At 42.3% G+C, this 14945-nt stretch carries 14 protein-coding genes; 4 read left to right on the top strand and 10 right to left on the bottom strand.

Features of this window, described 5'->3' with window-relative positions:
• Positions 1-38 precede the first annotated feature (38 nt).
• Both ACFSQ3_RS04065 and ACFSQ3_RS04060 read left to right on the top strand, forming a co-directional pair.
• Positions 39-1025, top strand: a complete 987-nt coding sequence (locus tag ACFSQ3_RS04065) for a pyruvate dehydrogenase complex E1 component subunit beta (RefSeq protein ID WP_380867738.1) — start codon at positions 39-41, stop codon at positions 1023-1025.
• 130 nt (positions 1026-1155) lie between these two features.
• Entirely contained in the window at positions 1156-1911 is a 756-nt protein-coding gene (locus ACFSQ3_RS04060) for a DUF6263 family protein (RefSeq protein WP_380867735.1), read from the top strand.
• A 99-nt stretch (positions 1912-2010) separates the two neighbouring features.
• On the opposite strand, the gene gcvH is transcribed toward ACFSQ3_RS04060, so the two are convergent.
• Positions 2011-2391 carry a glycine cleavage system protein GcvH gene (gene gcvH, locus ACFSQ3_RS04055; protein ID WP_380867734.1) on the bottom strand — a complete coding sequence of 127 codons (381 nt, stop codon included), beginning with the start codon at positions 2389-2391 and terminating at the stop codon, positions 2011-2013.
• A gap of 70 nt (positions 2392-2461) precedes the next feature.
• On the opposite strand from gcvH, the gene ACFSQ3_RS04050 reads away from it, so the two are divergent.
• Positions 2462-3679 (top strand): anhydro-N-acetylmuramic acid kinase, encoded by a 1218-nt coding sequence (locus ACFSQ3_RS04050; protein ID WP_380867731.1) that lies wholly within the window; start codon positions 2462-2464, stop codon positions 3677-3679.
• Positions 3680-3683: 4 nt separating this feature from the next.
• On the opposite strand, the gene ACFSQ3_RS04045 is transcribed toward ACFSQ3_RS04050, so the two are convergent.
• From ACFSQ3_RS04045 to ACFSQ3_RS04005, 9 genes are all read right to left on the bottom strand, one after another.
• On the bottom strand, positions 3684-4346 hold the full coding sequence (locus tag ACFSQ3_RS04045; RefSeq protein WP_380867729.1) for a DUF2461 domain-containing protein: 663 nt from the start codon (positions 4344-4346) through the stop codon (positions 3684-3686).
• A gap of 11 nt (positions 4347-4357) precedes the next feature.
• A complete protein-coding gene (locus ACFSQ3_RS04040; RefSeq protein WP_380867728.1) occupies positions 4358-5158 on the bottom strand; it encodes a phosphatidate cytidylyltransferase in 801 nt (266 codons plus the stop codon).
• A complete protein-coding gene (locus tag ACFSQ3_RS04035; protein WP_380867725.1) occupies positions 5158-5373 on the bottom strand; it encodes a putative signal transducing protein in 216 nt (71 codons plus the stop codon). The genes ACFSQ3_RS04040 and ACFSQ3_RS04035 overlap by 1 nt, the downstream gene beginning before the upstream one ends.
• Entirely contained in the window at positions 5355-6299 is a 945-nt protein-coding gene (locus ACFSQ3_RS04030) for a CPBP family intramembrane glutamic endopeptidase (protein ID WP_380867724.1), read from the bottom strand. The genes ACFSQ3_RS04035 and ACFSQ3_RS04030 overlap by 19 nt, the downstream gene beginning before the upstream one ends.
• Positions 6300-6368: 69 nt before the next feature.
• Positions 6369-9659 (bottom strand): S41 family peptidase, encoded by a 3291-nt coding sequence (locus ACFSQ3_RS04025; RefSeq protein WP_380867722.1) that lies wholly within the window; start codon positions 9657-9659, stop codon positions 6369-6371.
• Between the two features lie 94 nt (positions 9660-9753).
• Positions 9754-10974, bottom strand: a complete 1221-nt coding sequence (locus ACFSQ3_RS04020; protein WP_380867720.1) for an OmpA family protein — start codon at positions 10972-10974, stop codon at positions 9754-9756.
• Between the two features lie 217 nt (positions 10975-11191).
• Positions 11192-11776: a hypothetical protein gene (locus tag ACFSQ3_RS04015; protein ID WP_380867718.1), complete on the bottom strand. Its 585-nt coding sequence runs from the start codon at positions 11774-11776 to the stop codon at positions 11192-11194.
• A 13-nt stretch (positions 11777-11789) separates the two neighbouring features.
• Positions 11790-12821: a UDP-glucose 4-epimerase GalE gene (galE, locus tag ACFSQ3_RS04010; protein WP_380867715.1), complete on the bottom strand. Its 1032-nt coding sequence runs from the start codon at positions 12819-12821 to the stop codon at positions 11790-11792.
• A complete protein-coding gene (locus ACFSQ3_RS04005) occupies positions 12814-13806 on the bottom strand; it encodes a UDP-glucuronic acid decarboxylase family protein (RefSeq protein WP_380867714.1) in 993 nt (330 codons plus the stop codon). Before ACFSQ3_RS04005 ends, galE begins: the two co-directional genes overlap by 8 nt.
• A 122-nt stretch (positions 13807-13928) precedes the next feature.
• Between ACFSQ3_RS04005 and ACFSQ3_RS04000 the strand changes: the two genes are divergently transcribed.
• On the top strand, positions 13929-14939 hold the full coding sequence (locus ACFSQ3_RS04000; RefSeq protein ID WP_380867712.1) for a Stealth CR1 domain-containing protein: 1011 nt from the start codon (positions 13929-13931) through the stop codon (positions 14937-14939).
• Positions 14940-14945: the final 6 nt, after the last annotated feature.

Genomic DNA, 14945 nt, shown 5'->3' with positions numbered 1-14945 from the left:
TAGATTTGCTTGGAAAAACAGACTATTCACTAATACTGATGAGAGAAATACAATTCAGAGAAGCGCTTCGCGAAGCGATGAGCGAAGAAATGCGTAAAGATGATACGATATTTTTAATGGGCGAGGAAGTCGCTGAGTATAATGGAGCTTACAAAGTGAGCCAAGGTATGCTTGACGAATTTGGCGCTAAACGCGTTATTGATACACCAATTGCAGAGCTTGGTTTTACTGGTATTGGCGTGGGTGCAGCGATGAACGGCTTAAAACCTATCATCGAATTTATGACGTTCAACTTCTCCTTGGTTGCGATCGATCAGATTATCAACGCGGCGGCTAAAATCCGCCAAATGAGTGGTGGACAATTCGCTTGTCCAATCGTATTTCGTGGAGCGACAGGAAATGCCGGTCAATTAGCGGCTCAGCACTCCCAAAACTTCGAGAACTGGTACGCGAACACACCAGGTTTGAAAGTAGTTGTTCCTTCTAACCCTTACGATGCAAAAGGATTATTGAAATCAGCGATCATCGATCCGGATCCAGTTATTTTTATGGAATCTGAGGTGATGTATGGCGATAAAGGTGAAGTGCCTGAGGAAGAATACTACATTGAGATTGGTAAAGCGAAAGTAGTTAAAGAAGGTACGGATGTTACTGTCGTTTCTTTCGGTAAAATGGTTCCTCGCGTGGTAATTCCTGCGGTTGAAGAATTAGAAAAAGAAGGTGTGAGTGTTGAATTGATCGACTTGCGTTCTGTACGTCCAATCGATTTCGCAACAATCATCGAATCTGTAAAGAAAACAAATCGTTTAGTGGTTGTAGAAGAAGCTTGGCCTTTAGCGTCAATCTCTTCGGAAATCTCTTTCCGCGTTCAGAAAGATGCTTTCGATTATTTAGATGCTCCGGTAACTCGCGTTACTTCGGCTGATGTACCTTTGGGTTATGCGCCTACTCTAGTAGAAGCCACGCTTCCTAGCATCACGAAAGTAGTTAAAGCGGTAAAGGAAGTTTCTTATTTGAAGAAATAAGCGTTTCACGTAAACGTTATAGCATATAAAACCTCTAAGTCCGCAAGCTTAGAGGTTTTGTTTTTTACCGTAAAGCCGACTTTTATTGGTATATTTAAACATTGACAATCATTTTAGTATAAAATTAAGCATGAAAAAACTTCAATTATCGTTCTGTTTGTTTATGGCTGTTGCATTGGGCACGCAGGCGCAAGAAAAGGTTTCTTTTCGATATAATCCACCGGTTGGCGAGGCAATGAACTACAATACCTCGATGAATATGGATATCGAAGGCGAACAATCCATGATTATGGATATGACCATGAAAATGTCTCAAACGGTAAAAGATAAAGGCGCCGACAATGTTTACAATGTGGTGTCGCAAATCGAGTCCATTAAAATGGACATGAATATGCAAATGATGATGATGACCTACGATTCGGAAAATCCGGATGATAGCAATCCGGTATCTCAACAGCTAGGTCAGCAATTTGCTCCGTTGTTGAAAAAGGACATTAATGTAAAAATTAATGAGCGTGCCGAAGTGCTTGAAGTGGAGAACGCAGAAGCGTTTGCTGGTTTAGGCGATATTAAATCCATGTTTAGTGCGGCAAGTTTTCCAGAGCAGGAAATTGCTGAAGGCGAAAGTTGGGATATGTCGGTCGCAAATGAGCAATTGGGAATGGATGTCACGTATAAGTTGACTTATGCAGGTAAGGAAAATGGTTTGATTCGTGTTAATGTGGCTTCAGCTCCAGCGGAAGGTGCAGCGCAAGTTTCTATCAGCGCAGATGGTTACAACTTATATGATCCAAAAACATTTGTTATTGTGAAATCTGAAATCACATCAAAAATCGACGCACAAGGTACGGCAATCACCAACAAAGTGGTGATGGAGAAAATATAATTTGATCTAATTTCGTTGATCATTCGATCGAAACAGTATAAAATAAGAACGCCATCTTTTCTCGAGATGGCGTTCTTATTTTGTATTAAAAGTGAGCGATTAAGAAGCTACTTCGTTTTGATATTCTTCTGCCGAAAGTAGACCATTTACATCATCCGGGTTGCTCAATTTAACGCGGATAATCCAGCCAGCTTCGTAAGGATCATTGTTAACCAATTCTGGGGAAGCGTCAATCGCTTCATTGACAGAAAGAACTGTTCCCTGTACGGGCATAAATAGGTCAGAAACCGTTTTAACGGCCTCAATTGTGCCGAAAACTTCGTTTGCTGCTACGTCTTCACCAACACTGCTGATGTCTACAAATACGATATCGCCCAATTCACGTTGTGCGAAATCTGTGATACCAACCACGGCTTCGTCACCTTCAACACGAACCCATTCGTGATCTTTTGTGTACTTTAAATCTGCTGGAAAATTCATTTTCTGTTTAAGTTTTTTCAAATTTATCATTATCGGACGACAATCCAAAAGTTAGCTGTAACTTTATTTAATGAACACGCAGGTCAAAAAGCTTTATCATATTGCGAAAAAAGAGGAAAGATTGATCTTAGGATTAATGTCCGGAACATCGTTGGATGGGTTGGATTTGGCACTTTGTCTCGTTCGCGGAAACGGAACAAGCACTGTGCTTGAGCTTGTCCAATTTATCACGATAGCGTATAGCGAAAGCTTTCGCGAGCAAGTTCGTCAGCTATTTGCGAAGGCAGAAATCTCACAACCACATTTCAGTACGATGAATGCCTACATCGGTCGGTTCCATGCGGATATCATCAATGCTACTTTACAGAAATGGAATGTATCCGCGGATGATGTGGATTTGATTGCCAGCCACGGACAAACCGTGTATCACGGTCCGAAAGGGAAGCTGGGCAATGAGCAAATCAACAGCACTTTGCAAATTGGCGACGGTGATCACATCGCAGTTGGAACAGGAATTATTACAATTTCAGACTTTCGACAAAAGCACATCGCCGCTGGAGGAGAAGGTGCGCCGCTCGTCGTTTATGGCGATCGCTTGTTATTCACAGCTGACAACGAACATCGTGTTTTATTGAACATTGGCGGAATCGCCAATTTTACATTTTTGCCGTCTTCTACATCAGATCTTTCTTGTTACTGCTCAGATATTGGTCCTGGGAATACGATGATGGATCAATACATGCAACAATATGTAGGTCAGGAAATGGATCGCGATGCAGCGTTGGCAAAATCAGGACACATTAACCAAGCGTTATTAAATCAGTTGCTTGCTGTGCCATTTCTTCGTAAGGCATTTCCAAAAACAACTGGCCCCGAATTATTCAATTTATCGTTGTTGAAAAGCATGTTTTCCAACGAAGGCTTGCAACAAGAGAATCATGCCGACGTGATGGCCACGCTTTCGGCCTATACAGTGGAAACGATCGTGGGTGCGATTCAGCACGTGCTGGAGAAATTGTCGGAAAGTGGAGATCAAAAGCCGATTACGATTTATATTAGCGGCGGCGGTTTACATAATCCGTTGATCTATTCTGGGATCAAAAATCATCTGTCGAGCATCGGCGTTGCCGTAAAATCATTTAAGGAGATTGGCTTCAATCCAGATGCGAAAGAAGCGGCATTGTTCGCGGTGCTAGCGAACGAAACCGTTGCTGGTTCTCCAACTGCGATCGGTGAAATGGATGGTGCGCCGGCTGTTTGTATGGGGAAAATTAGTTTTCCTTATTGATCGATTATTGCTCGATCGCCATGTGAATGAAGTTCTTGAATGGCAGGCAGGATTCGTACCACGAAATTACTTCGTCCAAAGCTCGTTCACTTTCCATCACTTCTTGCGATATCTGATGATGCAATGTGAAGCTTTTCAGTTTCAATAAATCGATATGTGGATGTGTTGCTTCGTAGCCGGCAGGCGGCCGCACCAATTTGTCTTCTGTATCCAAATCTGTCCAATCACGCTTTCCTTTTTTCAATGCTATGATTAATTCTTCCGCATTGTAATCAATTTCCTGGCGAATTAAATCGAGGTGTGCTTTGTTTGGTCGCCAATATCCAACAGCAATGAATATTTTGTTGGGTTCAATATGGATATAGTATTCTGGACCGTCCAGTTTCCGTCCATCCACCGAAATGCCAGCAGCCAACCAATTTTTGTAAGGTGCTTTATTCTTCGAAAATCGCACATCACGATAAATTCTAAACAAGCATTTGCCGGGATTAATATCTTTGGGTATATGCGGATCAATGTCGGACAAGCGATTGATGATTGCTTGCACGAAATCCTTAACATTCTGTTGCGCATCGTCGTAGCGATTTTTATTCTCTTGAAACCATTCCCGGTTATTGTTTTCCGACAAATCCGATAAGAAAGCAAAAGTAGCTGGTTGAATACGCATAATTCAAAAGGTTATATCAGTGCCAAAAATACATACACCAATGGAGCAGAAATCAGCAATCCATCGAATCGATCCAATAAACCACCATGTCCAGGTAGGATATTGCCAGAATCTTTTACGCCCAATGTCCTTTTTAGCATGGATTCTACTAAATCGCCCAATGTTCCGAAAATTCCGATCGTTAAGCCGATGGCGATCCATTGCCATAATGGTAAAATCGGATGGAAATGTGCCATTACCGCAGAAACGGCTACAGCGAAAATCAATCCACCAATAAAACCTTCCCAAGTTTTATTCGGTGAAATGCGTTCGAAAAGTTTGGTTCTACCAAAACTTCGTCCGACCAAATATGCGCCTGTATCATTGCTCCAAAGCATAAATAAAAAGCCAAGCGGAATATAAGGCTGATAATCTCCGCGAACAAATCCCAATGCTACGAAACACAAAAATGGAGCGGTAGCATATAACAATCCGCCTAATGTGTACGAGATATCGTGAAATGGTTTTGCATTACCGCGATAAAGTGGAATGATGAAGATTGCGCAAAAAATAGGGATTGCCGATAAGATATATTTGATGGGTAAATCCTGTAAATGGTTCCACCCAAGCGCCGTCGCAAGAAAAATCGCAGCCAATAATCCTAAACTCCTGACTGGAAGGACGTCTTGTTGTTGACGTACCATGCCGAAAAATTCGTACAAACATCCGACACCGACTAGCGAGAAAAAGATAGTGAAAGAAAGCGGTCCGAATAAAACGGATCCAATTAAAACGGCGACGAAAATGGAGCCGGTTATGGCGCGTTGTAGCATTAATCGTTGGTGTTTTCGGATTGTTCGTCGATCAATTGTAATGCTGCCTCTTGGTTGCCATCTTGCACGTAAAGTTCTACGTTGCCAAAGCGGACATAAACATCCTGTTTATTCACAACCACGGCCGGAATATCATTTTCAATCAACATGTTTTTTACGATCTCGGCTTCTACAACGATGCCGAAGGTCTTGATTTTTATCCAGCCTGGTTCCATTTGTTGGTGTTTTGTTTAGATGACAGTTTGTAAAAGTACCAACCTAATGCCACACTCGCAACCAAACTCAGAAAATAAAGGCCGACGTGATAGCTGTTGTCGGCCATCAATTGCTCATACGTTTTGCCTTGCTTATGATAGTAAAATGCTACGATGACCACGCTGGCATTGTTCAAGAAATGCGCTAAAATGGGGATCCATAATGTTTTGCTGTAAACGAGCATATAACCAAACATGGCGCCCAAAAACATACGAGGAAGAAACCCAAAAAACTGCACGTGAATAGCAGAGAAGATGATTGCAGTTAGCCAAATTACCACGTGCTTATTTGCAATCCATCGCCCTAAAATATTCTGTAAAGCACCACGGAAATAGAATTCTTCAGCGATGGCAGGCAATACGGCAATAACCAACAGATTGATCATCAAGTTACAAATAGAATCATTCATGACTAAATTTTCAGTCAACCTAGCCATTTCATCTTCCTTTGCGCGCATCCAATCCTGCATTGCCGACCAGGATTCTGGAAGTTGCATATCCATATTCCAAGCAGAAACTAAACTCAGCAACGGGTTAAAGGCAAACAAGAATAGCACGGCAATCAGAAATAGCCAGCCAGATTTTTGGACAGCGAATGGTAAATAGTTGATCGGGCTTTTGCGCTCGATGAATTGCAAAACGAGAACCGGGAGCATAAATGTGCCAACGCTGCTCGCGCCCAACAGCCAATGAAATAATCCTACTTGCTTTCCATTTGCGCTACCCATATTCATGCTGCTGCTAAGCACGCCGGCTGCGTCACCTGAAGCGAGCGCATAGATCATTAAAACAAGCACCTGCGAAACGAAAGCGCAAATCAGCGTGAAGCCAATCAGAATAAGAAATGAAATTCCGGGCGAATTGGTTGGGTAAATAAGACGTTGCATATGTCGCAAAATACTAAAAAAGCTGCCCATTTTCATGGACAGCTTGTGAATTCCTGTTAAGTGAAAAGATTAGTTAACCCGAATCGGATCAGCCGGCTTTTTCATTTCTTGATATGGATAGGATTTCATTTCCTCCAATAACAATTTCACGGTGCGCTCTAATTGTGGATCCTTGCCATCCAACAAATCTTTCGGCATTTGTTCAACGAAAATATCCGGCGCAACACCTTCATTTTCGATGATATAATTGCCTTTTAGATCGAACACGCCGAAGTTTGGTGAAGTGATACTACCGCCGTCCAGCAATGGTGGATATCCGGAAATACCGACCAAAATACCCATCGTGGTGCGTCCGACTAGTTTACCCAAACCTTTGAAACGGAACATATATGGCATCATATCCCCCCCGGATCCGGCATTTTCGTTGATAATCATTGCTTTCGGGCCGTAAATGCCATTTCCTGGCGTGGTAAAGCTACGTCCGTCGCGAATTCCCCAGCCAGAGATCAGTTCGCGAGAAAGCAAATCAATAACATAATCTGCTACCGAACCTCCTCCATTGTTTCTTTCATCGATTAACAATGCTCTTTTGTCCATTTGCGAGAAGTAATAGCGGTTGAACGAATCGTATCCTTCGCGACCCGTGTTCGGCATATATACATAAGCAATCTGTCCGTTGCTGGCAGCGTCCACTTTCGCGCGGTTCTTTTCAACCCAAGCTTGGCGACGTAGACCGAATTCATTTCCAAAGGAAATTGGTTTAACGATGATTTCACGCGCGCCATCCAAAGAAGCTTTGCTGTTCACTTTCAAAGTAACTTGCTTACCTACCGTATTGTCGAATAAGCTGTAGATATCAATATCCGAAGTCAATTCCTGTCCGTTGACAGCTAAAATATAATCGCCTTCTTTCACGCGCAGTCCTGGCTCGGCCAAAGGTGCTTTGAATGATGGATTCCAGTCCATGCGCGAATAGATTTTCGCGATACGGTATCTGCCATTGCTGATTTCGTAATCTGCACCGAGAACACCTGCGGAAACAGATGGCGTAGAAGGTTCGTCGCCCGGATAAATGTAGTTATGACCAACAACCATTTCGCCCATCATTTCGTTTAACAGATAACCTAAATCGGAACGATGGTTTACGTAAGGCAAGAACTTTGCATATTTTGTTTTCATCGCATCCCAATCGGCGCCGTGCATATTTTCTACATAGAAAAACTCTTTTTGCATCGCCCAAACCTCGTTGAAAACCTGATTCCATTCGGCTGCCGGATCAACGCGCTGCTGCACATCGTCGATTTTCAATTTCTCAGGTGTTCCTGCTGGTTTCTTGCCAGCATCAACAATGTAATATCCATCGCGATTTCCATAAAGCATTTTTTTACCGTCGGCACTGATGATGAATCCATTGACATTGTCGATCAAATTCTTCTCTTCCAACTTGTTCAAATCGTAGGAATAGATGCTGCGACCTTTCGTGTATACCAACATGCCATCTACTAATCCGCTCAATTGACCAATATTGGATATAGACAGCGCCATAATGCGGTTATTGATTTGGTCGAAGTCTACTTTGATGTCTTTGCTTTTGGTTGTTTTGCTTTCCTTTTCGTCTCCTTTATCGTCCTTATCCGATTTTTTATCGGTGTCTTTTTTGTCGTCCTTTTTCTTCTTGTCGTCGTCGGAATTTTCGGCTTTTACCGTTTCTTCGTCGCTTTCATTTTTAAATATTGATGGCGTTTCGCTCGACAAAATAAAGGCATAAGTGGCGTATTCCGGACTGCGATCGTAGGCGGTCATGTGCAAGCCAGAATTCGTTAAACCCGTATTTGTGCTTGCTTGAAAAACCAAATATTTGCCATCCCGCGTAAATATCGGCTGACGAACAGCGCTCATTCCATCAGTAATTTGTTGTGATTTTTTGGTGTCCAAATTGTACATAAATACGGCAGTAACACCGTTCGGCAACGCTTTTATGTAAGAAATCCATTTCGAATCGGATGACCAATTCGGTTGAAAATGATTGTAAGTACGTCCTGTGTGTGATGCTAAATAATCATCATCCACTTTCACACGCGTTTTAGTGTCGATATCGATATAATACAAATTCAAATGCGCATCGTTGTAGAACAACTTCTTGCTATCCGGTGACCAAGTCGGTTGGAAGTAATAAGCCGTTTCGCCTAATGTCACGTAAACTGGATCTTTCTCTCCTTTTTGGTCGCGAAGAACCAATTCATATTTTCCATTTTTATCCGATATAAATGAAATCCATTTTCCGTCTGGCGACCAAGCAGGAAAACGCTCGTGTGTACCTGGAGAATTCGATAGATTGCGCGCATCGCCTTTTTCCTTAGGAACGGAGAAGATTTCGCCACGCGATTCGAATAAAGCGCGCTGTCCGGTAGGAGAGATGTTCCATCCGCGAATGCCATCTTTCATTTTTACATAGTGCGGACGTTTGTACATCGCATCCGGATGAATATGAATCGCCAACGCGGTAACGGATTTTGAGCTCGTTTGCAGCAGATTAATTTTTCCATTGTACTCGAAAACCAATTCGTTGCCACGGCCTTGTAAGGAGCGAACATCGTAATCGCTGTAGTTCGTTAACTTTTCGACCTTTTTGGTTTTGATGTGGTAACTGTAAATGTTTACCGTCTTGTCGCGATCAGATAGGAAGTAAACGTAATCGCCCAACCAAACAGGTTTCACATCGTTGCAGTTTTCGCCCGGTACAATTTCAATTTGATGGGTTTTAGCGTCGAAAATCCAAATGGACGGCATGCCGCCCCCGCGGTAGCGTTTGAAAGCTACACGGTCGCGTTCCGTTGGATCGCCATTTTTGATATACGCCCAATAGCGGCCATCTGCAGATGGAGATCCTTGATAAGCTTCTGGCATCGTCAATGGTTGATCGGTGCCTTTTTCCAAATTGGTTTTGTACAATCTAGAACCCAAAGAATAGGTAAATTCGCGCGCTGTTGTGAAATACACTTCATCGTTGTTGATCCACCCTCGAACGACATCTGCCGCAGGATGATGTGTCACTCGTTTTGGTTCGCCACCTTGCGTGGAAACGACATATACATCGGTGTTTCCGTCGTAGTTTCCGGTAAAGGCAATTTGTGAACCGTCCGGTGAAAAAATTGGGTTTTGCTCTACACCTGGATTTACGGTTAATCGACGTGCATTTTGACCGCTCTTATCTGCGATCCAAATGTCGCCGCCGTACACAAAGGAGATATGTTTGTCGCTTACGCTGGGATTGCGTAGGAGCAACGTTTCCTCTTGAGCGTGAACAGCCAAAGCTTGTCCGGCCAAAAGGGCAATAAAAGGTATTACCTGTTTTAACATATTAGAATTTGGTTAATTAAAGGGCTAAATATAGCAAAATAGCCAGTGTCCTTTGTAGAGACACTGGCTATTTGCGTGTAAAAAGATTGTGCTATTAGTCTGCAATCACGATTACTGCCCGGCTTAGTCGAGGATCGTCGTAATACATATTTTCCACGCCGCCTTTGTATATTTTGTTAAGCTGTCCTGGTGATACCCCAAACTCTCTGACTAAAACATTATAAATCGCATCCGAACGTTCACGGCTCAACCTGTCGTTAATCTGTGGAGTTCCCGTACCACTATCTGCATATCCAGTGATGTTGTACTTGATGTTAGAATCTCCTTGCTTAATAATGTCTGCAAAAAATCCTAAGTTCACTCGCGCTTCATTACTTACGATGCTCTCATTTATTTTAAACGTTACCAAAATTGGTGCAACGAGTAAGTTGTTTTCTACTTTGATATCCGTGATTGTTGAATTCTTTGATTCTGCCAATTGCTTTTTAAGCTGATCATTATCTTTAGCTAATTTTTGGGCGGTTGCGCGAAGCATTTGTATATCCGCTTCGTTGTAAGAAATCTCTACTGTTTGAGGACGTTTCCAGCCTTTGTCTTTTCCTAATAGATATTTTAGACCAACTAATGCACGAAGATTACCATCGTTTAAACGATTACCATTTTCGCCATCAAAATTGTCGCCAATCATGGAGGCGCGTGCTTCGACGGTAAGTCTTAGCGCTTTGCTTAGACGAAACTGATTGGTTACTCCAATATTTGCACTCAACTCTCGGCCACCACCAGCATCTGTTTTGTCTCTATTTTTAGTAATCATCATAATCCCAAGACCACCATATGCAATTAGCTCGTAAAAACGACCTTCCGGCTTATAGCCACTAAACAAATTTTGTATATTCACACCAACATCTTGACTGATGTTGATGAAATTTAATTCTTGTCGCTCCAGCCAATATCCTTCCCACGGCAGTTTATCATACGGACCGACCACATAACTGCCGTTTTGTGTTAGTCCATTTGCTTTAAAACCATTAATTCCAAGTCTAAGTCCAAGAACCGGAGTGAAAAATTTCCCTACGTAAAACTCAAATGCCGGGGTGATACGATCTCCCAATTCCATCTGTTTGTTGTGGTCGCCATAGTATAATTGCGCTCCAGTTGAAGCACCTATAAACCAATTTCGCCAAAAACGATTTGTTTCAACCTCGAACTTGTCAGTCGTCGTGGTTACAGATGTGTCACGACGTATTTCGAAAGACTGAGCCGATGCGGACAAGCTCGCCACAACTGCCAAAAGGAAAGTAAAATAATATTTCATTGTTATCGGATATTATTGTTGGATTCAGTAGTTATCTTTTCAAAAAAATCAGCGAATAATGTTAGATTTTGTCGGTTTACTATCCGCACATATTTCAAGACAAAGATATTCATAGCTTTAAATAAATAGTTCTCTATTTTGATCGATGTAGTATTCGCGCTACATAGCTCATACGGGTTGAATTTAGTTTTACGAAATAATTGGTTTTTGCACAGGATCACCACCAATCCTTTGAAATTTTATGTTGCTTCAAGCAGTTTCCGATGGAAGTTTCATAGCTTGCTTGCAGAAGTGTTTGAATATCGTCCTGATAGTCAAAACGCAAATCTTCATGCAATTTATTGGCATGACCAATAATGTACTTAATACGGCCTGCGATATACTGATGTAATTTTCTGCTCGCCGCGAGATCTTCTCGGGAAATAACTACCGAAAAATGCTCAAAAGATTGTTGTAAAATCAGAATTCGAAATTCTATTTCGCTGAGTTTGTGCTTGGTGATTTTCTCATGTTCGTTGACCATGCCGTTTGCTTGGCGAATCAACTTCGTTAAGCCAATGATATTGCTTTGATGCGCTTGATTGCGAATGGATTTGGTAGATAACTCAAAAAGTTGAGTTAATCTTTCGCGCAGGTCGTCAATCCGATCGGATAAATCTGCCTCATCTTCCAATAGTTGGAAATGTAAGCGTTTGATCAACATCTTATCTTTGTTGATCAAACGGATTAGCAGTTTGTCCTTTTCCTTATCGGGCAAACCTAATATAGCGGCTTTCAGTTCTGGTTGCTGGTGTACAGACATGAAAGTATAACGTTTATTCGGCTAAAGGATTTTCTTGAATATATTTTTCCCATTCCCATGCGGACGCCATCATCTCATCGATTCCGAGTTGTGCTGTCCAACCCAGTTTAGCAGTCGATTTAGAGACATCTCCCCAAACCTTCACGATATCGCCATCGCGACGTGGCCCGACTTCATAATTCAATTTTTGTCCTGACGCATTTTCAAATGCCTTGATCGCTTCAATAACAGAGTAGCCATTTCCGGTACCGATATTAAACACGTCGTATTTTCCATCGGGATTTCCTTTTTCTAGCAATTTAATAGCCGCAACATGCGCTTTGGCTAAATCCACTACGTGAATATAATCGCGGACACAAGAACCATCTACGGTGTCATAATCTCCACCAAATACCGTCAGTTTTTCACGTTTTCCGATTGCCGTTTGTGTGATAAAAGGAACTAAGTTCTGTGGAACTCCGATTGGCAACTCTCCGATCAAGGCAGAAGCGTGTGCTCCAACAGGGTTAAAATACCGAAGCGAAATGATTTGATAATTATCATACGCATTAGCCGTTTCGCTTAAAATTTCTTCTGCAATTTGTTTCGTATTGCCGTAGGGTGATTCCGCAGTCTTCACTGGTGCAGATTCAGAAACAGGAAGAATATCAGGTTGTCCATAAACGGTGCAGCTTGATGAGAATACGAAGTTGATTGGTTTACCTTGGTAAGCATTCAACAAGTTGATCAACGAAAAGAAGTTATTGTGGTAATATTTCAACGGTTTTACTACCGATTCGCCGACTGCTTTCGACGCTGCAAAATGAATAACGCCTTTGATATCTGGATTGCTCTCTACGAATTTCTTAGTCGCTGCTTCATCGCATAAGTCGAATTGATGAAATTCCGGACGTTGGCCAATTATCTTTTCGATCTGATCCAGCATCTGAATACTCGAATTGGAAAGGTTGTCGACAATGATGGGTGTATAACCTGCCTGAAATAATTCTACTACGGTGTGCGAACCAATGAATCCGGTACCCCCGGTGACTAATATCTTATGCATTTTCTTTGAAATATATTTGAGTCGTTTCTTTTAAATCTATTTTATCTAATGCCTGATAGTAGGCAATTGTTTTTTCTAAACCTTGCAAACGCGAAAACGCAGGTTGCCAATTCAAAAGCTCTTTTGCTAAACGGATATCGGGACGGCGTTGTTTGGGGTCATCCACAGGCAACTCCCCATACGTCAATTTGGAAGAGCTATTGGTAAGTGAGATGATTTCCTTTGCCATCTGTTCTACCGTGATCTCGTCGGGGTTTCCAATGTTTACCGGTTCGGCGTATTCCGCATGTAGCAAGCGGAATATCCCTTCGACCTGATCATCGACATAGCAAAAGGAGCGCGTTTGTTGCCCATTGCCAAATACGGTCAAGTCCTCATTTTGTAGCGCTTGGGCAATAAATGTCGGCAATGCTCGACCATCGTTTAATCGCATGCGCGGGCCAAACGTGTTGAAGATTCTGACGATACGTGTTTCCACACCGTGGAAATTATGATACGCCATTGTCATGGCTTCCTGAAAACGTTTTGCTTCATCATAAACTCCGCGTGGGCCGACCGGATTAACATTTCCCCAGTAGCTTTCCGCCTGCGGCGAAACTAAAGGATCGCCATAAACTTCGGAAGTTGATGCGACCAAAATTCGTGCTTTTTTCGATTTTGCTAAACCTAACAAATTGTGCGTACCGAGTGATCCAACCTTCAAAGTTTGGATAGGGATCCGCAAGTAGTCAATTGGACTTGCCGGCGAAGCAAAGTGCAGAATGTAATCCAAATGCCCGGGAACGTGTACGAACTTAGAAACGTCGTGGTGATAGAATTCGAAGTTTGGCAGCTTGAAAAGATGTTCGATGTTGCGCAAACTTCCTGTAATCAAGTTGTCCATACCAATTACCTGATAACCTTCTTGAATAAATCGGTCGCTCAAGTGCGAACCCAAAAATCCTGCGGCTCCGGTAATTAAAATACGTTTTGGCTGCCCGTTCATTAAGAAATCCGTTCCATTTGTTGAACAACGAATATAGGCATTATTTCTACGGCTTAGAATACATGTGACGGAAAATCTCTATCTTAGTGCACTCCAAAAAAAGAGATAGATAGGAGGGCGGTATGGACATAGATTTTGTGATCACATGGGTCGATATGAACGATCCGATATGGCAAGAAAGCTTTGCCCAGCATTCCGGAAAGATCAACAATGCGAAGAACGAAGTTTCTGAAGCTCGGTTTCGTGATCACGGTTTGCTAAAATACTGGTTTCGTGGAGTAGAAAAGTTTGCGCCGTGGGTGAGGAAAATTCACTTCGTAACTTGTGGTCAAAAGCCAGAATGGTTGGACGCCAATCACCCTAAGCTCAATCTCGTTCACCACGAAGATTATATTCCAAAGGAGTTCCTGCCTTTGTTTAATTCCAGCGTTTTGGAAGTGCATTTGCATCGCATTCCAGATTTGGCGGAGAATTTTGTTTACTTCAACGACGATTTCTTTATCATTGATCGTCTTGCTCCCGAGCGCTTCTTTAGAAACGGTGTTCCGCAAGATATCGCCGCTTTTCGCATGAACATGGGCATGTCTTTATGGAGCAAATGTTTGAAGAACAATATTCGGTTGATCAATCAGCGATTTGATAAACCGACAGTGATGAAGCGCGATCACGATAAGTGGTTTGATCCGAGCTATGGAAGTAAAGGAAGGTTGACGCGTTTGCTTTCTTGGTACAATAAATTTATCACGTTGCGCACGCCGCATAATGCACAACCCTATACCAAATCCACTTTTAAGGAGGTTTGGGATTACGCGGAAGCGGAACTTTCTGCTATGTCGAAACACAAATTTCGCTCGCCCGAAGATTTTACGCAGGAATTGTTTCGCACTTGGCAAATATGTCAATCCAATTTCGATTCGTACAACACCTATCAGGATACGAAAATGTTTCCTTTGCTGTTTCGTTCTAAGAAAGCTACCTCCGCAATTCGCGAACAAAAATATAAGTTGGTATGTCTAAATGATAACGAACACATGCCAAATTTTGATCAAACGATGTCGGACATCCGGGATGCCTTCGAAAGTATCTTGCCAGAACAATCGGCTTTCGAGCGGTCAGATCTATTATCCGTATAATTTAGT

Source organism: Sphingobacterium corticis, assembly GCF_042684745.1.
Lineage (GTDB): Bacteria > Bacteroidota > Bacteroidia > Sphingobacteriales > Sphingobacteriaceae > Sphingobacterium > Sphingobacterium corticis.
Note: the sequence above shows the minus strand (reverse complement) of the source record. Positions and strands in the feature narration are given on the sequence as shown.

What these genes read in the sequence shown, in the direction of transcription:
- ACFSQ3_RS04020 (WP_380867720.1), bottom strand. Translation starts at nt 10,974, where the DNA reads ATGAAATATTATTTTACTTTCCTTTTGGCAGTTGTGGCGAGCTTGTCC.
- ACFSQ3_RS04065 (WP_380867738.1), top strand. Translation starts at nt 39, where the DNA reads ATGAGAGAAATACAATTCAGAGAAGCGCTTCGCGAAGCGATGAGCGAA.
- galE (WP_380867715.1), bottom strand. Translation starts at nt 12,821, where the DNA reads ATGCATAAGATATTAGTCACCGGGGGTACCGGATTCATTGGTTCGCAC.
- ACFSQ3_RS04040 (WP_380867728.1), bottom strand. Translation starts at nt 5,158, where the DNA reads ATGCTACAACGCGCCATAACCGGCTCCATTTTCGTCGCCGTTTTAATT.
- ACFSQ3_RS04030 (WP_380867724.1), bottom strand. Translation starts at nt 6,299, where the DNA reads ATGCAACGTCTTATTTACCCAACCAATTCGCCCGGAATTTCATTTCTT.
- ACFSQ3_RS04000 (WP_380867712.1), top strand. Translation starts at nt 13,929, where the DNA reads ATGGACATAGATTTTGTGATCACATGGGTCGATATGAACGATCCGATA.
- ACFSQ3_RS04015 (WP_380867718.1), bottom strand. Translation starts at nt 11,776, where the DNA reads ATGTCTGTACACCAGCAACCAGAACTGAAAGCCGCTATATTAGGTTTG.
- ACFSQ3_RS04050 (WP_380867731.1), top strand. Translation starts at nt 2,462, where the DNA reads ATGAACACGCAGGTCAAAAAGCTTTATCATATTGCGAAAAAAGAGGAA.
- ACFSQ3_RS04060 (WP_380867735.1), top strand. Translation starts at nt 1,156, where the DNA reads ATGAAAAAACTTCAATTATCGTTCTGTTTGTTTATGGCTGTTGCATTG.
- ACFSQ3_RS04045 (WP_380867729.1), bottom strand. Translation starts at nt 4,346, where the DNA reads ATGCGTATTCAACCAGCTACTTTTGCTTTCTTATCGGATTTGTCGGAA.
- ACFSQ3_RS04005 (WP_380867714.1), bottom strand. Translation starts at nt 13,806, where the DNA reads ATGAACGGGCAGCCAAAACGTATTTTAATTACCGGAGCCGCAGGATTT.
- ACFSQ3_RS04035 (WP_380867725.1), bottom strand. Translation starts at nt 5,373, where the DNA reads ATGGAACCAGGCTGGATAAAAATCAAGACCTTCGGCATCGTTGTAGAA.
- ACFSQ3_RS04025 (WP_380867722.1), bottom strand. Translation starts at nt 9,659, where the DNA reads ATGTTAAAACAGGTAATACCTTTTATTGCCCTTTTGGCCGGACAAGCT.
- gcvH (WP_380867734.1), bottom strand. Translation starts at nt 2,391, where the DNA reads ATGAATTTTCCAGCAGATTTAAAGTACACAAAAGATCACGAATGGGTT.